15 protein-coding genes are annotated in these 17,316 nt (G+C 72.8%); 8 read left to right on the top strand and 7 right to left on the bottom strand.

Annotation, left to right across the window (positions count from 1 at the left end; translation table 11 throughout):
* Positions 1-2: 2 nt before the first annotated feature.
* From PGH47_RS38380 to PGH47_RS38370, 3 genes are all read left to right on the top strand, one after another.
* Entirely contained in the window at positions 3-977 is a 975-nt protein-coding gene (locus tag PGH47_RS38380) for an alpha/beta hydrolase (RefSeq protein WP_271667278.1), read from the top strand.
* A 268-nt stretch (positions 978-1,245) separates the two neighbouring features.
* Complete coding sequence (locus PGH47_RS38375; RefSeq protein ID WP_271667277.1) at positions 1,246-2,238, top strand: helix-turn-helix domain-containing protein; 993 nt, start codon at positions 1,246-1,248, stop codon at positions 2,236-2,238.
* A gap of 147 nt (positions 2,239-2,385) precedes the next feature.
* Complete coding sequence (locus PGH47_RS38370) at positions 2,386-2,844, top strand: MarR family winged helix-turn-helix transcriptional regulator (RefSeq protein ID WP_271667276.1); 459 nt, start codon at positions 2,386-2,388, stop codon at positions 2,842-2,844.
* Positions 2,845-2,967: 123 nt separating this feature from the next.
* Here the strand turns inward: PGH47_RS38370 and PGH47_RS38365 are convergent, their stop codons facing one another.
* Positions 2,968-3,891 carry an NADP-dependent oxidoreductase gene (locus PGH47_RS38365; protein WP_271667275.1) on the bottom strand — a complete coding sequence of 308 codons (924 nt, stop codon included), beginning with the start codon at positions 3,889-3,891 and terminating at the stop codon, positions 2,968-2,970.
* 144 nt (positions 3,892-4,035) lie between these two features.
* Here PGH47_RS38365 and PGH47_RS38360 point away from each other — a divergent pair, with 144 nt between their 5' ends.
* Positions 4,036-5,229: a CaiB/BaiF CoA transferase family protein gene (locus PGH47_RS38360; RefSeq protein ID WP_271667274.1), complete on the top strand. Its 1,194-nt coding sequence runs from the start codon at positions 4,036-4,038 to the stop codon at positions 5,227-5,229.
* Positions 5,230-5,278: 49 nt separating this feature from the next.
* On the opposite strand, the gene PGH47_RS38355 is transcribed toward PGH47_RS38360, so the two are convergent.
* Positions 5,279-5,986 (bottom strand): SDR family NAD(P)-dependent oxidoreductase, encoded by a 708-nt coding sequence (locus PGH47_RS38355; RefSeq protein WP_271667273.1) that lies wholly within the window; start codon positions 5,984-5,986, stop codon positions 5,279-5,281.
* A 102-nt stretch (positions 5,987-6,088) separates the two neighbouring features.
* On the opposite strand from PGH47_RS38355, the gene PGH47_RS38350 reads away from it, so the two are divergent.
* Complete coding sequence (locus tag PGH47_RS38350) at positions 6,089-6,925, top strand: helix-turn-helix transcriptional regulator (RefSeq protein ID WP_271667272.1); 837 nt, start codon at positions 6,089-6,091, stop codon at positions 6,923-6,925.
* 91 nt (positions 6,926-7,016) lie between these two features.
* Positions 7,017-7,901, top strand: a complete 885-nt coding sequence (locus PGH47_RS38345; RefSeq protein ID WP_271667271.1) for a hypothetical protein — start codon at positions 7,017-7,019, stop codon at positions 7,899-7,901.
* A 25-nt stretch (positions 7,902-7,926) separates the two neighbouring features.
* Here the strand turns inward: PGH47_RS38345 and PGH47_RS38340 are convergent, their stop codons facing one another.
* The 4 genes from PGH47_RS38340 to PGH47_RS38325 all read right to left on the bottom strand — a co-directional run bounded on the left by PGH47_RS38340 (position 7,927) and on the right by PGH47_RS38325 (position 12,704).
* Entirely contained in the window at positions 7,927-8,763 is an 837-nt protein-coding gene (locus tag PGH47_RS38340; protein ID WP_271668254.1) for a fructosamine kinase family protein, read from the bottom strand.
* Positions 8,764-8,830: 67 nt separating this feature from the next.
* A complete protein-coding gene (locus PGH47_RS38335; RefSeq protein WP_271667270.1) occupies positions 8,831-9,286 on the bottom strand; it encodes a (2Fe-2S)-binding protein in 456 nt (151 codons plus the stop codon).
* 22 nt (positions 9,287-9,308) lie between these two features.
* Positions 9,309-11,417: a xanthine dehydrogenase family protein molybdopterin-binding subunit gene (locus PGH47_RS38330; RefSeq protein ID WP_271668253.1), complete on the bottom strand. Its 2,109-nt coding sequence runs from the start codon at positions 11,415-11,417 to the stop codon at positions 9,309-9,311.
* A 120-nt stretch (positions 11,418-11,537) separates the two neighbouring features.
* On the bottom strand, positions 11,538-12,704 hold the full coding sequence (locus PGH47_RS38325; protein WP_271667269.1) for an FAD-dependent oxidoreductase: 1,167 nt from the start codon (positions 12,702-12,704) through the stop codon (positions 11,538-11,540).
* Between the two features lie 206 nt (positions 12,705-12,910).
* Here PGH47_RS38325 and PGH47_RS38320 point away from each other — a divergent pair, with 206 nt between their 5' ends.
* Positions 12,911-13,495, top strand: a complete 585-nt coding sequence (locus tag PGH47_RS38320) for an AMIN-like domain-containing (lipo)protein (protein WP_443048598.1) — start codon at positions 12,911-12,913, stop codon at positions 13,493-13,495.
* A gap of 22 nt (positions 13,496-13,517) precedes the next feature.
* Here the strand turns inward: PGH47_RS38320 and PGH47_RS38315 are convergent, their stop codons facing one another.
* Positions 13,518-15,353 carry a sigma-54-dependent Fis family transcriptional regulator gene (locus PGH47_RS38315; RefSeq protein ID WP_271667267.1) on the bottom strand — a complete coding sequence of 612 codons (1,836 nt, stop codon included), beginning with the start codon at positions 15,351-15,353 and terminating at the stop codon, positions 13,518-13,520.
* A gap of 162 nt (positions 15,354-15,515) precedes the next feature.
* Between PGH47_RS38315 and PGH47_RS38310 the strand changes: the two genes are divergently transcribed.
* The gene (locus PGH47_RS38310) at positions 15,516-17,252 is read left to right on the top strand and encodes an FAD-dependent oxidoreductase (protein ID WP_271667266.1); all 1,737 of its coding nucleotides are present in this window, start codon (positions 15,516-15,518) and stop codon (positions 17,250-17,252) included.
* Positions 17,253-17,316 lie beyond the last annotated feature (64 nt).

Raw genomic sequence — 17,316 nt, 5'->3', positions numbered from 1 at the left:
CCATGCCACTGACCCCGCCCCCGTTCGATCCCGAGCTCGCCGCCGCGCTGGAGCTCATCAAGGACGTGATCTCACCCGGCCTGACGATGGACGAGATAGCCGAGGTGCGTCAGGGTGCGGGGATCCAGTTGCTGGCCGAGCTGGACCTGACGATGGACGGGTACTTCGAGGTCGAGGACCGTGCGGTGCCGGGTCCCGTCGGTGCGCCCGAGATCTCGTTGCTGATCTGCCGGCCGGCCGCGCCGGTGGACGCCGGGCCGCGGCCCGTGATCTATCACGTCCACGGCGGCGGGATGATCATCGGCAACAACCGTGTCGGCGTGGACGCTCCCCTGGCGTGGGCGAAGGAGCTGGACGCGGTGGTGGTGTCGGTGGAGTACCGGCTGGCGCCCGAGCATCCGCATCCGGCGCCGATCGAGGATGTGTACGCCGGGCTGGAGTGGACGGCGGCCCACGCGGGCGAGTTCGGTGGTGACGCGGGGCGGGTCGTGGTGGCGGGGGCCAGTGCGGGTGGGGGGCTTTCGGCCGCGCTGGCATTGCTGGCACGGGACCGTAAGGGGCCCGAGGTGATCGGGCAGATGCTGATGTGTCCGATGCTGGACGACCGGAACGACAGTCCGTCCACGTATCAGATGGCGGGGCTCGGTGTGTGGGACCGGACGGCGAACGAGACCGGGTGGACCGCGCTGCTCGGGGAGCGGCGGGGTGGGCCCGACGTTTCCGCGTACGCCGCGCCGGCTCGGGCCGAGAATCTGTCCGGGTTGCCGCCGGCGTTTCTGGACGTCGGTTCGGCGGAGACGTTCCGGGACGAGGTCGTGGCCTACGCGTCGCGGATCTGGCAGGCGGGGGGCGTGGCCGAGCTGCATGTCTGGCCCGGGGGGTTCCATGGGTTCGACGGGTTTGCTCCGCAGGCGGGGGTGTCTCGGGCCTGTCGGGGGGCGCATGTGGGGTGGTTGCGGCGGTTGTTGGGGCGGTGAGTGACGGGGTGGGTGCGGTTTGTGGGTGGCTGGTCGCGCAGTTCCCCGCGCCCCTTCCGGTCGGCCGCTGTGGCCGGCGTGAGGAGCTAGGTCGGTGCGTGTGAGCGCATGCCGCTGAGACGTGAAGGTCGGCTTGGTTGCGACCACTCGTCTGCCGCGTTCGGTGGCCTTTCGAGTGCGGGTTTTCCGTGGCCGGTCGCGCAGTTCCCCGCGCCCCTTCAGGTCGGCTAAGGCTTCGGGGCTTGACCGCGTGCCGCACCATTGGCCTATGAAAGAGCTGGCCGGGCGTTTGACTGCGCTGGATCCGGATGCGGGGGCCGCTGTTCGGGTCATCGCCTACTTTGATCGGCTTGCTGAAGGGCGGGCCGGGCTTGAGGCGTTGGTGCGTGGGGCTGCCGTGCTGGCGGGGGTGCCGGCGCGGCTGGTGGATGTGGAGCGGCGGGTGCGTGTCCGGGTCGAGGCGGACGGGACGCGTCGGGAGAGCGATGTGGCGGCCGACCCCGCCTGGCCGTCGGTCGCGCTAACGCCGGGCGGTGTCGCCGCGCTGTGGCTGGAGCGGGCCGGGCAGGCGGAGCCGAGTGTCGTGGACGCGGTGATCCTGGAGCGGGCGGCGGGGGTCATCCGCGTCGTGCTGGACCGGACCCGTGGGCGGGCACCCGCCGATGATCCGGCGTTGGTCGAGACCGTCCTCGACGCCTCGGCGCCGGAGGCGGCGCGGCTGCACGCGGCACGGGGCCTGGGCCTCGACCCCGCCGCCCCGGCCCGCGTCCTGGCCCCGCTGGACGGCCGTCCGGTGGTCGTCCCCGCGTACCCCGGCACCGTGCCGCCCGTCGGTCGCGTCGGCGTCGGACCCGCGGTCCCGGTGCTCGAACTGCCGCGCTCCTGGTCCGAGGCCCGCGTCGCCCTGCGGTTCTCGGCCGAGGGCACCGCTCAGGACCCGGGTCCCGGTGTCGTCCACGCCGACGAGTTGGGCGGTATCGCGCTCCTCGCCGACCTCGTCGTACCGGGCGCCGAGCCGCCGCCCGACGTACAGGCCCTGGAGGCGGCCTCGGCGGCGGCGCCCTGGCTGCTCGGCACGCTGCACGCGGTCGCCTCGACGGTGAGCCTGCGGGCGGCGGCGGCCGAGATCAACGTCCACCACTCCACGCTCCAGGAACGGTTGGCACACGCCGAGCACCTGCTGGGCTGGCCACTGCGCACACCGCAAGGCCGATTCAGGCTGGGCCTGGCACTGGCGATGAGGCACCTCGCACGGGGCTAGCCGCGCCGGATGCCGGCGCGGGAGGCCGGCACGGTCGGGCCGACAAGCGCTCCAATCCTTGCAAGCGCGGTCTACACGCAATCGCTGGAAATTTCGCAGATGCCCTATCCTGAAGGTCATTCACATCGGACGGAGGACACCGGCGCCATGACCGCGACGGATCCCGCGCTGACCGCGCTCGCCCAGGGCTGGTGCGCGCTCTCCCTGCTGCACGGCAGGATCGAGACGCACATCGAGCGCGCCCTACAGGCCGGCCACGACCTCAGCGTGCGCGAATACTCCCTGCTCGACGTCCTCAGCCGCCAGCACAACGGCGAAGGCGGCCACCTCCAGATGAAGCAGGTCGCCGACGCCGTCGTCCTCAGCCAGAGCGCCACCACCCGCCTCGTCACCCGGCTGGAAGACCGCGGGCTGCTCTCGCGCTACCTCTGCCCCACCGACCGCCGCGGCATCTACACCGACGTCACCCAAGCCGGCCTCAAGCTGCTGCAAGAGGCCCGTCCGACGAACGAGTCGGCGCTGCGCGAGGCCCTGGACGCGGCAGCCGAGGATCCCGAACTGGCGCCGCTCGTCCGGGCCGTCGAGACGCTTCGCGTGCCGGTCTGACGCGGCATCGCACCCGCCGTCGCCCCGGGTCACAGCACCCTCCGTCGCCCCGGGTCACCCCGCGGCATCGCACCCGCCGTCGCCCCGGGTCACCCCGCGGCACCGCGTCCACCGCCGCCCCGGTCACCCGACCGACAGCACCAGCTTTCCGCGCACCCGCCCCTCACGGCTGATCCGCCACGCCTCGGCCGCCTCCGCGAGCGGCAGCACCCGCTCGACGTGCACGGCGAGCCGGCCCGCGTCGGCGAGTTCGGCCAGGGCCGTCAGATCGACCGGATCGGGGCGCACCCACAGCAGATGGGCACCCTTCGCGAGGGCGTCCTGGTCGGCGATGGACACCACCCGGTCCCGTTGCTTCAGAACCGCCTGGGAGACGTCCACCGCGTCGCCGCCGACGAAGTCGAGGGCCGCGTCCACGCCGTCCGGGGCCAGCTCGCGGATCCGGTCGACCAGGCCCTGGCCGTAGGAGACGGGCTCGGCGCCCAGCCGCCGCACGAAGTCGTGGTTGCGTTCGCTCGCCGTGCCGATGACGCGGGCGCCGAGCGCGGCGGCGATCTGCGCGCCGAACATGCCGACCCCGCCCGCCGCGGCGTGCACCAGGACGGTCTCGCCCTCGCGCACCCCCACGCGCTTGATCGACTGATAGGCGGTAAGCCCCGCGAGCGGCACGCCCGCGGCCTGCTCCCAGGTCAGCGAGGCCGGCTTGCGGGCCAGCATCCGCACATGCGCGGACACCAGCTCGGCGTAGGCGCCGAGCTGTACGGAGTCCTTGCGGACATAGCCGTAGACCTCGTCGCCGGGCGCGAACTCGGCGACGTCCGGTCCGACCCGCTCGACCACGCCCGAGACGTCCCAGCCGGGGATGAGGGGGAAGTGCGTCTCCATGAGCGGGTCGAGGTAGCCCGCCCCGAGCTTCCAGTCCACCGGGTTGACCCCGGCGGCCTTCACGCGGATGAGAACCTCACCCGGAGCGACCTTGGGGTCGGGGTGCTCCACCAGCTTCAGATCCTCGGGCTGACCGTAGTGCTGCAATGTGATGGCCTTCATGGCACCCATGTAACCACACGAGTGTTACCCGCCTGCGCAATAGATGCACTCACATGCACGTGTCGCGGTGTTCGCCGGTCACCGTTCACGGTCTTCCCCGGTCACCGTTGACGGGATCTTGGCCGGGGCCGTACGAATGGCCTCATGAACACGCCCCGTCTCCCTCTGTCCGGCATCACCGTCGTCAGCCTCGAACAGGCCGTGGCGGCCCCGTACGCCACCCGGCAGCTGGCCGACCTCGGGGCGCGGGTGATCAAGGTCGAGCGGCCGGGGGACGGGGACTTCGCCCGCCGGTACGACACGACGGTGCACGGGCAGTCCAGCTATTTCGTCTGGCTCAACCGGTCGAAGGAGTCGCTCACGCTGGACCTGAAGGCCCCGCGGGGCCAGGAGATCCTGCACCGGCTCCTCGACACCGCGGACGTGTTCGTGCAGAACCTCGCCCCTGGCGCCGCCGACCGTCTCGGCCTCGGTGTGGAGGCGCTCGGCGAGCGGTGGCCGCGGCTGATCCCGTGCACGATCTCCGGGTACGGCACGTCCGGGCCGTGGGCAGGACGGAAGTCGTACGACCTGCTGGTGCAGTGCCAGACCGGGCTCGTTTCCCTGACGGGGACCGCCGAGGAGACCGCACGCGTCGGCATCTCCGTCGCCGACATCGCCGCCGGGATGTACGCCTACAGCGGCATCCTCACGGCCCTGTTCACACGCGCCACCACAGGTACGGCCCACCCGGTGGAGGTGTCCCTCTTCGAGGCGCTGGCGGAGTGGATGGGCCAGCCCGCCTATTACACGGAGTACGGCGGCACCCAGCCTCCCCGGCTCGGCACCCAGCACCCCACCCTCGCCCCGTACGGCGCCTACCCGGCCGCCGACGGCAAGGAGGTGCTGTTCTCCATCCAGAACGAGCGGGAGTGGGCCGTGCTGTGCGCGGAGTTCCTCGGCCGGGCCGACCTGACCGACGACCCGCGCTTCGCCACCAGCTCGGCCCGTGTCGCCCATCGCGAGGCGCTCAACGCCGTCGTCGCCGAGCGCTGCGCCCGCTCCGACGCCGACGACATCCTCAAGGACCTGGAGTCCATCAACATCGCCTGTGCCGGGGTCAACGACGTCGCCGCGTTCCTGGACCACCCGGTCCTGGCCGGCCGTGACCGCTGGCGCGACGTGGTGGTGCCCGGTGGTGCGACGGCGCGGGCCCTGCTGCCGCCGGCCGACCTCGCGGGGGTGCCCGCGCGCATGGACCCGGTGCCGGCGGTGGGCGAGCACACCGAGGCGATCCTCACCGAACTCGGCCGTACCGGCGAGGAGATCGCGGCCCTGCGCGCCGACGCCGTCGTCTGAGAGGTCACGTCACCGGCGGGCCGGCCACGTCACCGACGGGCCGGCCACGTCACCAGGGAATCGGCCCGTTCACGTCCAGGTAGCCGCCGGTCGGGCCGTCCGGGCCGACCTGTGCCATCCGGACGATGATCTCGGCGCCCTCCGCGACGGTCTGGGTGCCGGTGCGCCCGTTGAGGTCCGTGTTGGTGAAGCCGGGCTCGACGGCGTTGATCCGCATCCGCGGGAACGCCTTCGCGTACTGGACGGTGATCATGTTGACCGCCGTCTTCGAGGTCGGGTACGAGACGGCCTGGTAGAAGTGGGCCGGCGAGTCCGGGTCGGACAGTGTGGCCAGCGAGGCGAGGCCACTGCTGACGTTCACCACGACGGGCGCCCCGGACCGCTGGAGCAGCGGCAGGAAGGCGTGCAGGACTCGGACGACGCCGAAGACGTTCGTCTCGAAGACCGTGCGTATCTCGTCGGCGGTGGTGTCCGCGGCGGCGGGGATGCTGTTGTTCTCGCCCCTGACCTCGATACCGGCGTTGTTGATCAGGACGTCGAGTCCGCCGTCGGCCTCGATGGTCTTCGCGGCTGCCTGGACGGAGGCGTCGTCGGTGACGTCGAGCTGCGCGAACCGGGCACCGAGCTCTTCGGCGGCGCGGCGGCCGCGCTCGGCGTCCCGGGCGCCGATGTAGACGGTGTGACCCGCTTCGGTGAGCCGACGTGCGGTCTCGAAGCCGAGTCCCTTGTTCGCTCCGGTGATGAGTGTTGTCGTCATGTCCTCAGCGTGCTGCGCCGCGCGCGGGCCGACCAGCCGTCCCGTCTTCCTGGGACTGCCGGTACCAGGCACGCGTCTGCCCGACGGTGTTCACTGGGGAGCATGACGGCGACGGAACTCGGACAGGCCCTGCGCCGCTGGCGCGACCGGGTCCCGCCCGGGTCGGCGGGTCTCCCCTCGGGTGGGCACCGGCGTGCGGCGGGGCTGCGCCGGGAGGAGCTGGCGCTGCTGGCCGGGATCTCGGTCGACTACGTCACGCGTCTCGAACAGGGCCGGGCGAGCAGTCCGTCCGGGCAGATCGTGGAGGCCCTGGCCCGGGCGCTGCGGCTGTCGGCGGACGAGCGCGCGCACCTGTTCCGGCTGGCCGGTCTGGCGCCGCCCGGCCCGGACGCGGTCCCCGCCCACATCACGCCGAGCGTGCAGCGCCTGCTGGACCGGCTGCACGGCACTCCCGTCGGGGTCTACGACGCGGCCTGGACGCTGCTGCTGGCCAATCCCCATTACGCCGCGCTCATGGGCGACCCGTCCGGTTGGCGCGGCTTCGAACGCAACGGCGTGTGGCGGGCCTTCCTCGGCCCCCGCGGCCGGGCCCGGCAGACCCCGCAGGAGAGGGCCGCGTTCGAGGCCAGCCTCGTCGCCGACCTGCGCACGACCGCGAGCCGCTACCCGTCGGACCCTCAACTGCGGCGGCTGATAGCGGAGTTGCGTGCGAACAGCCCGCGCTTCTCGGAGCTGTGGGACACGGGCACCGTCGGTCGTCACGAGACCGGCCACAAGATCATCGAACATCCGGAGGTCGGACCTCTGACCCTCGACTGCGACATCCTCGCCGTGGCGGGCAGCGATCTACGGCTGATGGTCTACACGGCCGCACCCGGCACCGAGGACGCCGAGCGCCTCGCGCTGCTGTCCGTGCTCGGCACGCAGTCCCTGGTCTGACCGAACGCGGCGCGCGCTTCGTGCGTCTCAGTGCCGGGCGGCGCGCCGACACCGCCCCGACCGGCCCGTCGCCGTCCACTCGGGGGTTTCCATGCGTACGACCGCTTTCCGCACCGTCCTGTCCCTCGCCGCCCTCGGTCTGCTAGTCACCGGGTGCGGTGACGACTCGAAGGGCTCGGGCGCGTCCGAGCCGACGGGCTCCGGCGCGTCCAAGTCGGCGCACACCAGGCCCCGCGCGCTCGAGGTGGCGAGGGCCTGGGACGGTTCGTCGGCCGCCGAGACCTGGCGAGCGGGCTACTACCCGCTGGGCGACCCGGTGCAACTGCCCGACGGGGCCTTCCACAGCGGCGCCGACAAGGAGGCGTACCTCAGCCAGAACTTCGCCCTGCGCGGCGACCTTCCAGAAACCTCCCGGAAGGAGGCGAAGGTGACCTGGCGGGACGGCGACTCCCTGACCCTCCCCCTCATGGACGCGCACGCGGCGTACGACAAGTTGGGCGGCGGCGACGGTCCCGGTCCGCGTCTCACGGTGACCGGGGCGAAGCTGGGCGAGACGACAGTGGCGACCAGTCGCGGCCCGGCCACCGTCCCGGCCTGGCTGTTCACGATCGAGGGCTACGACACACCGCTCAAGCGCGTCGCGCTCGGCCCGTCCAAGCCGCCCAAGTCGCCCATCAGCGCGGTCGACTCCCCCACGAACGAGCTGTGGGAGCTGAACCGGGTGGTCGCGGTGAGCGCAGACGGCCGGTCCGTCACCGTGCGGGCCCACCACGGGGCATGCGACGACGGACCGGCCGTGGACGTGCTGGAGACGGACGACAGCGTGGTGCTGTCCGGCTACATGGTCGGAACGAAGGACGGAATCTGCACGGCGCAGCTGCTGGCCAAGAAGGTGACGGTCGAACTGGACCGGCCCCTCGGCGACCGGATCCTGCTGGACGCGTTCACCGGCCGCCCCGTGCGCGGCGCCGAGTGACTCGCCTTCTCGACTCCCTGCTCGGTCAGTTCCTCAGGACCGATCCGGCTGCCGCGAGGGCTTGTTCGGCGTAGCCGCGGCCGAAGAGCACGGCGTGCACCAGGAGCGGGAACAGCTGGTGCAGGGCGATGCGGTCGGCCCAGCCGGCGGCGAGGGGCGCGGCGTCCTGGTAGCCGTCGAGGATCCGGTCGAGGTGGGGGCAGCCGAAGAGGTGGAGCATGGCCAGGTCGGTCTCGCGGTGCCCGCCGTGCGCGGCCGGGTCGATGAGCCAGGCGTGGCCGTCGGTGCCCCATAGGACGTTGCCGTTCCAGAGGTCGCCGTGCAGGCGCGCGGGCGGCTCGGCGGGGCCGGCCAGTTCGGGGAGCCGTTCGCAGACCCGCTCGATGACGGGCGCCTCGGCACCGCGGATCGTGCCGTCGTCGACCGCGCAGCGCAGATACGGCAGCACCCGGTGCTCGGCGTACCAGCGGGGCCAGTCGGGGCCGGTGACGTTGCGCATCGGGGCGAGACCGATGTACGCGTCCTCGGGGCCGCCCGGCGGTGGGGCGCCGAACTCGGGTGCCCCACAGGCGTGCAGGGCCGCCAGTTCACGGCCGAACCCCTGGGCCGACCCGGCATCGGGCCGGCCGGTCGCCACCCGGTCCGTGACCAGCCACCCGGCGTCCTGGCCGTGCACCGCGGGGACATGCACGGTGCCGGCCTCGGCCAGCCAGCGCAGCCCGGCCGCCTCGGCCCGCGCGGCCCGGTCGCCGTCGCCCCGCTTGACCATGACCACCCGGCCGTCGTCGAGGGTGACTTCGGCGAGCGACGCGGACAGACGGCGTTCCCCGGTCACCGCGCTCCCGGTGAGCCGCGCCGCCATGGCACCCGGGCCTTCGGAGCTGCTGTGCACGGGCCCCAGCGTACGGCGGCCCGGGGACTCGGCGGGGTCAGCCGTTGGCGGCGGCCTTCTCGATCGCCTCGCGGATCCGGGAGTAGGTGCCGCACCGGCAGACGTTCTCGATCCTGTCGATGTCGGCGTCGGTCGGCTTGGGCGTCTTCTTCAGCAGGGCGGCAGCGGCCATGATCTGACCCGGCTGGCAGAAGCCGCACTGGGCGACGTCGCAGTCGAGCCAGGCCTGCTGCACGGGGTGCAGCCGGTCGCCGTCGGCGAGGCCCTCGATGGTGGTGACCTCGCGGTCGGCACAGTCGGCGACCTTGACGACGCAGGGCTGGATCTCGTCGCCGTCGAGGTGGCTGGTGCAGGCACGGCAGGCGCCGACGCCGCAGCCGTACTTGGGGCCGGTGACGCTCAGCAGGTCGCGCAGCACCCACAGCAGGGGCATGTCTGCGGGTGCCTCGACGGTGACCCGCTTCCCGTTGAGGGTGAAGGAGTAGGAGGGCATGGGGACCTTCTCTTCGGGTGGCTCAGAAATTCAGGGGGAAGCGGCGCGGCTTGGTGCCGGTCGCCCGCGCGTAGGCGTTGGCGACGGCTCCGGCCGCGGCGGGGACGCCTAGTTCACCGGCGCCGCCGGGCTCGCGCCGGGAGGGCAGGATGTGCGCCTCGAAGTGCAGCGGGGCGTGCCGCTGGCGGGCGTAGTGGAAGTCGGCGAAGCTGCTCTCGCGGACGGCGCCCTTGTCGATGTGCAGCCCGGCCCGCAGCACGGTGGAGATGCCGTCGACGGCGGTTCCCATGAGCTGGGCCTCGAGTCCGCGCGGGTTGACGGCGGTTCCGACGTCGGCCGCCATCACCACCTTGGTCACCCTCGGGTTCTTCGGGTCGACGGCGTCGATCTCGACCAGGCAGGCCACGCAGGAGCCGTACTCCTCGTGCACGGCGACCCCTTGGCCATGACCTCGGGGCAGGTTCCGGCCCCATTTCCCGGCGGTCGCGACCTTGTCCAGTACGGCCTTGACCGCCTTGCTCCGCAGTGTCGTACGGCGGAAGGCGACCGGGTCCTTTCCGAGGGCGCGGGCGACCTCGTCGACGACGATCTCCTCGGCGGTGCGGACGGTGCCGGAGTCCACCGAGCGCCAGGCGCCCAGGGGCACCGCCAGCTCGACGGAGCCCGAATCGCCCGAGAGGCGGCCGAAGTTGTAGAGGCCGCTCTCGCTGGGGAGCGGTGCCGCCGCGGGGGCGCGCACGGCGGAGCGGGCACCGCCCTGGGCGGACAGGCCCCGGGCGTCGAAGGACTCGCTGACCGAGGCCGTCGCGTGGGCGAAGGCCACCACGCGGCCCTGGGCATGGCTGGCGCGGACGCGGTGGTGGGAGGCCGGGCGCATCCGGCCGTGCCGGATGTCGTCGGTCCGGCTCCACATCAGCTTCACCGGGAGGCGCGCCTTCTTGGAGATGACGGCCGCCTCCATCGCGGCGTCGTGGTTGAGCCGGCGCCCGAACGAGCCGCCGCCGCGCATCACATGGATCCGCACCTTCGACGCGGGCACGCCGATCGTGGAGGCGATGTCCTCCCGCGCGGACATGGGCGTCTGGGAGGAGAACCAGATCTCGGCCCGCTGCGGCCGTACGTCCGCCACGGCCGTGAGGACCTCCATCGGCGCGTGGCTGACGAAGGCGAACTCGAACTCGGCCTCGGTCTGCGCCGATCCGCTCGGCGGGTTCCCCAGCTTCGGGACGGCGGTGCGCAGCCGGGAGCGGATCTGGCTGTCGGAGACGCCGGCCAGCGGTCCCGGCGCCCACTTGACGCGCAGCGCGTCGCGGGCCTGCAAGGCGTGGTGGAAGGTCTCCGCGACCACGGCGACACCGCCGCCGAACCGGACGACCGCGTGGACGCCGGGCATGGCGCGGGCGGTCGTGGAGTCGACCGAGACGATCTTCCCGCCGAGCGTCGGCGGCCGGGCCACTACCGTCGGCTTCGCTCCGGCCACCGCGAGGTCGCCGGTGTACTCGGCCTTCCCGGTGACGATGTCGCGGGCGTCGATGCGGTTCGTCGGCCGGCCGATCAGCCGGTGCTGGGACGCCGGTTTGGGCGTGGCCGGCACGGTGGGTCTGGTGATCGGGGCGGCGCTCCTGGTCAGCGATCCGAAGGTGGCCATGCGGCCGTCCGGTGCGATGACCCGGGTGCCGCGGGTGCGCAGGGTCCGCGCGGGGACGTGCCAGCGTCGGGAGGCCGCGGTCACCAGCTTGGCGCGGGCCATGGCGGCGAGTTGCCGGGCCGGACCGTACAGCGAACTGACCGAACTGGAGCCGCCGGTGTACTGGTTGCCCTTGCTGCGGGCCTCCGCGAGCGGGATCTCGACGTCGGCGAGCCGGGCGTCGAGCTCCTCGGCGATCATCATGGCGACGGCGGTGGTGACGCCCTGGCCGACCTCGACGCGAGGCAGCCGTACGACGACCTTGTTGGCCTGGGTGACCTCCAGGACCAGCATTTCCTCGTCGGTTCCGGTGACCAGGACGTCGGACGAGCGGCGTGCGCCGTCCGCGCCGTCGGCGGGTTTCTCGGCGCCCTCGGCGGTGGAGCCGTCGCAGCCGAGCGGTGCCGCGACGGTCAGGGTGGTCGCCGCGAGCGAATAGACCACGAACTGTCGACGGGACAACTGACGGGCCAACAGGTGCTCCTCTCGGCGAACCCGGGGTGGTTCGACCTCTATGAGGGGCCTGTGCGCTGCGGGGTTGCGCCGGTTGGCCACTGCATCGACTTAGGTCGCGGGCAGCCGCAGCTCGGTGTCCCATGCCAGGTGCGCCGCGAGCTCGTCGTCACCGGGCCGGGTCGGGGCGCCGCCTCCGGGGCGGCGCTCGGACGGGTTGTGGGTGCCTCGGGAGATGTTGCCGCTGACGGTGACGTTGTGTTCCACCCGGGGGCGGCGCAGGGTCTCGTAGAGGAACATCGCGGCGTCCGTGTCCGGTGTGTCCCGCAGGGACTTGGCGAGGACGACGGCGTCCTCCAGCGCCATCGACGCGCCCTGCCCGGTGGCCGGGGACGCCGCGTGCGCCGCGTCACCGATGAGCAGGGTCCGGCCTGAGCGCCAGGGTGTGCCGGTGGGCAGTTCGGTGGCGTTGGTGACCATGAGGTCGTCGGAGGTGGCGGCGACGAGGTCCGCGGCCGGGGTGGTGTCCTTGCCGAGCAGGGGCAGCAGCAGGTCGCGCAGGTGTGCCGGGGTGGCGTGCTCGATGTCGTCCGCGGCCAGGGGTTCGCCGGCGACGCGTGCGAACCAGTACGTCTCCCCCTCGGGCGAGACCGCGTACCCGAAGGCGACGGCGCTGCCGCGCACCATGGTGATGGTCTCGGGCCGGGCTGCCGGGGGCGCTTGGCGGGTGTAGCCGTAGAAGACCTGCTGCCCGGAGTAGACCGGCCGCCGGTCCGGGGCGGTGAGTCCGCGGACGGTGGAGTTGAGGCCGTCGGCGCCGATGAGGAGGTCGCCGGTCACCGTGGTGCCGTCGGCGAAGTGGGCCGTGACGCCGTCGGGGCCGTCGTCGACCGAGACCAGGCGCATGTCGTGCCGGATGCCGATCCCGCGGCCGGTCACCTCGGCCTGCAAGGCGGCGTTGAGGTCACCTCGCCGCACGCACCGGTACCGCAGATGCGGTGTTCCGGCTTCGCCGAGGGGCACTTGGGCGACCTCGGCGCCCGTGTCGTCGAGGACGCGCATCGAGGTCAGCGGGAAGCCGATCGAGGTGACCGCCGCCGAGGCGTTCACCTCCGCCAGCGCGCGCATGCCGTTGCCGGCGAGGGTGAGGAAGGCGCCGATGTCCTCAGCGGAGTCCGGGTGCGCCTCGTACACGGCGACGTCGTGTCCGGCCTTGTGCAGGGCGAGTGCCGCCCCGGTGCCGGCGATTCCGCCCCCTACGACCAGTAACCGCGTCACATTGCCCCCTGACAGGTTTCCGCACAGATCCTCCGCGCCCGCTGATCGCGGCCGTCCCTCGTAGAACGTCCCAGGTCCGGCACCGGTTCCCGAGCGAGCCGTCGATCGCGGAAAAGTCCGGACGACCGGGCTCCGTAACCGTGCAACCATTGGGCCAAGACGGTTGTCTCCCCTAATATCAGGCACATCACCTCTCGGGGGACGCAATGGTACGAAACAGAACCGCTTGGGCGACGGCAGCACTCATGGTCGCCACGCTGGGCGTGGCAGCGGTCCCGGCCCAAGCCACCGCCGGCACCACCACCACGCAGGCCACGGCCTGCCCGACCGGCTGGGGCAGCCAGGCCGAGACCCGCTCGGCGGGCACGCTGGAGCCGCTGACGAACGTCAGGACCGGCCGGCATGCCTGCTTCGACCGCATGGTCGTCGACGTACCCGGCGCGGGCAGCAGTGAACTCGGCTATTCCGTCCGGTACGTCAGCCGTCTCTACCAGGACGGCTCGGGCCGGCAGATCACCGTCGGCGGCGGCGCCGTCCTCGAGGTGCGCGTGACGGCGCCCGCGTACGACCCCGACACCGGGAAGCCCACCTATCCCGCGAAGGCCGGTCAGCGTCTGACGGGCGTGAACCTCACGGGGTACCGCACGTTCCGGGACGCCCGGTTCGTGGGCAGCTTCGAAGGGGACACGCAGATCGGGCTCGGCGTCCGCGCGCGGCTGCCGTTCCGCGTGTGGGTGGCGTCCGGTCGCGTCGTCATCGACGTCGCGCACAACTGGACCGGAGCCCGCTGAACACCCCACAGGTCAGGGACGCTCAGGGCCTCGGACCGTCCGGGGCGTCCCGGCCCTGGTACTCGCGCAGCTTCCGGTAGAGGGTCGCGCGGCCGATTCCCAGCGCTGTCGCGGCGCGTGCCTTGTTGCCGCCGTGGCGGCGCAGTGCCTCCAGGATCGCGGACCGTTCGGCCAGCTCCATCGGGCTGAGGGTGCGTCCCGCGGGCCCTTCACGCACGGGATCGGGCAGTTCGCCGCGCCGCACCGGCCCGAAGACCCGGCGCCGGCCCGCCAACGCCCGCACCAGATGGGCGAGTTCGGTGACGTTTCCGGGCCATGGATGCTGCTCCAGCGCGCGCAGTGCGTCCAGCGTCCAGGTGAGCGGTGGGCTGCCCGGGGCGGGCCCGGGCGTGAGGACGGGCAGCAACTCCCTGATGTCCTCGGGGCGTTCGCGCAGCGCGGGCAGGGTCACCGAGCGGGCCGCGAGGGTGTCCAGGAGGCGCTGGAGGCAGGGGCCCGGCGAGGTTCCGGGAGTGTGGGTGGCGATCAGGCGGGCATCCGGGCGCTCCTCCAGGAGGGAGTTGAGGGCGGCGACGTCCGGCTGGGAGAGGCGTTCGGCGTGGCGCAGGAGGAGGGGGCGGGCGCCGGCCTTCCCGCGATGCCCGGCCGAGGGGACCTCCCACTCGCCGTCCTTGAGGCCGAGTTCGGGTGACTCGGCGGCGTCCACGACCAGCGGGTCCGTGCCGTCGAGGAGTTCGAGGGCGAGGGCCGTCTTGCCCGTCCCCCGCTCGCCAGTCACCAGCACGGGTCCCGGCGTGCGGAACAGTTCCGTCGCCCGCGCGACCGCGTGCCGCCAGGCCACCGAGCCTCCGACCAGCGCGCCCCCGGGGACCGGCGTCGACGGCTCCGGCTCCACGGGACGCGCGGCGAGCACGGCGACCAGGCCGAGGACGCGGCCCTCGTGCCGTACCGGAGTGATCTCGGCGGTACAGCCGGCGTCCTCGGGGAGCGGGACGTCGTAGGACTCGCCTGCGTCCGTGGGCAACGGGACGCCGTGCGACTCACCGGCGGCGTCGGGCAGCGGGACGCCGTACGACTCCCCGGTGTCCCTCCCCCGGGTCCGAGCGCCGCGCTCCAGTGCTTCCAGGACCTGCGGCGAGGCAAGGCCGGCCGCCGCCTCGCTGATCAGGCGGTTGCGGCCGTCCAGTGCGACCACCGCCCGCTCCCGTCCCCGCGCGGCCCGCTCGTAGGCGTCGAGCAGTGCCCGTTCCGCGGTACGCGCGCGTGCCCGTAGTTCGGCCTCCACCGCGGCGGCGGCCGCCTCGGCGAGGGCGGCGCCCGGATGTGGCCGGCAGCCCGCCCACAGGGCGCGAGCCACCGTCAACGTGCCGAGCACCTGTCCCGTCTCCGGGGAGAACAGCGGCACGCTGACCGCGGAGACGTCCTGCCAGACGTCCAGGAAGTGCTCGGGACCGTGCACCTCGGCACGGCGCCGGGTGCGCAGGGCGAGCGCGGCGCTGTTGTGGCCGACCTCCCGCTCGGACAGGTCGGCACAGGTGTCGTCGCCGGGCGCGCTGCCGGTCGACCAGAGCACCCTGAGCCGTTCGTCGGTGAGCACGAGCGCCGTGCGGCCGGCGTCGAGGGCGGGCGCGATCCGGGTGAGCGCGGGGCGGGCGGCCTCCAGCAGGGGCGAGTCGGCCGGCTGGGCCGACTCCCGTACGGGGCCGTCGAGATCGGGGCGTACGCCGAAGAAGCGGGCGCGCCGCCAGGCGGCCACGACGTCGTCCGGTACGCCGTCCGGGAGGGGGCGCCCCGTCAGGAACCGTTCGCGGGCCTGGCGCAGCGGGGCGAGGGCAGGGGATTGTTCCGCGGTGGTCATGGCGCCCTCACCGTATCCGGGTCGTCGCACGGGTGGGGACGGCGGGTTGTCTCGTAATGAGACACCCACGAACGGCCGCTCCCCTCCATGATCTTGAAAGGCCGGGGTGTTCCCGCTTCCCGTTTCCCGTTTCCCGTTTCCCGTTTCCTGGAGCGTTCTGTCGTGCACACCGTCGAGACCGATGTACTGATCGTGGGCAGCGGCCCGGCGGGCGCGTCGGCCGCGCTGGCGCTGAGCACGTACGGCGTGCGCAACATGGTCGTCACGCGGTACGCGAGCCTCGCGGACACGCCCCGCGCGCACATCACCAACCAGCGCACCATGGAGGTGCTGCGGGATCTGGGCGTCGAGCAGGACGTGATCGCGCGGGCGACGCCCCAGCATCTGATGGGCAACACGACGTTCTGCACGAGCCTGGCCGGCGAGGAGCTCGGCCGCGTCCGCTCGTGGGGCAACGATCCGCTCGTGCAGGCCGCGCACGAGCTGGCCAGCCCGACCCGGATGTGCGACATGCCGCAGCATCTGATGGAGCCGGTGCTGGTGAACGCGGCGATCGCCCGCGGCACCGACTTCCGCTTCAGCACGGTCTACAAGTCCTTCGTCCAGGACGACTCGGGCGTCACGGTCACCGTCGAGGACCGGCTGCGCGGCGACGAGTACAGCATCCGCGCCCGGTATCTGATCGGCGCCGACGGCGGACGTTCCCAGGTCGCCGAGGACGCCGGGCTGCCGATGGGCGGTCAGATGGGTGTCGCGGGCAGCATCAACATCGTCTTCGACGCGGACCTCGGCAAGTACACCGCGCACCGCCCCTCCACCCTGTACTGGGTGCTCGCGCCCGGCGCCACGGTCGGCGGCATCGGCGCGGGCCTGGTGCGCTGTGTGCGGCCCTGGAACGAGTGGCTGATCGTGTGGGGCTACGACGTCACGGCGGGCGCCCCCGACCTCACCGAGGAGTACGCCCTGTCCGTCGTACGGCAGCTGGTCGGCGACGACGAGATCCCGGTGACGATCAAGTCGTCCTCGGCGTGGACGGTCAACGAGATGTACGCCGAGACGTACTCCGACGGGCGGGTGTTCTGCGCCGGGGACGCCGTGCACCGTCACCCGCCGTCCAACGGGCTCGGCTCCAACACGTCCGTCCAGGACTCCTACAACCTGGCGTGGAAACTGAAGCTCGTCCTCGGCGGGGAGGCCTCGCCCCGGCTCCTCGACACCTACACCGCGGAGCGCGCGCCGGTCGGCAGGCAGATCGTGACGCGCGCCAACAAGTCCATCGCCGAGACCGCGCCGATCTTCGAGGCGCTCGACGGGCTGTCCCCGCAGACGCCCGAGCAGCTGTGGGCCAACATCGCCGCCCGCAAGGACGCCACCGAGGCCGCCGCGAGGCAGCGGGCCGCGCTGCGTGAGGCCATCGCCTTCAAGGTGTACGAGTTCAACGCGCACGGCGTCGATCTCAACCAGCGCTACACGTCCGCCGCGATCGTCCCCGACGGCACCCCGGACCCCGGTTCCGCCCGCGATCCCGAGCTGCACCACCAGCCCACCTCCCGCCCGGGCGCGAAGCTCCCGCACGCCTGGATCACCTCCGGGACGCGCTCGCTGTCCACCCTCGACACCGTAGGCAAGGGCCGTTTCACGCTGCTCACCGGCATAGGCGGCGAGGCATGGCTGCGGGCCGCCGGGGCCCAGCCCCTCGACATCGCGACGGTCGTCGTCGGCCCCGGGCAGGAGTACGAGGACCCCTACGGCGACTGGGCCGCCCTGAGCGGGATCTCCGACGGGGGCGCTCTTCTCGTCCGCCCCGACGGCTATGTGGCGTTCCGGCACGCCGACGCGCCCCCGGACGCCGAACCGCTGCTCACGGACGCGCTGCGGCGAATCCTCGGGCACGGTTGAGAGGCACGGCCGGGATGCGTGCGGCTGGGATGAGTGCGAAGGATTCGGGCACGGATGGGACGGG

Source organism: Streptomyces sp. HUAS 31, from assembly GCF_028198125.1.
Classification (GTDB): Bacteria; Actinomycetota; Actinomycetes; order Streptomycetales; family Streptomycetaceae; genus Streptomyces; species Streptomyces chartreusis.
This window is presented reverse-complemented; position numbering and strand designations above follow the sequence as displayed.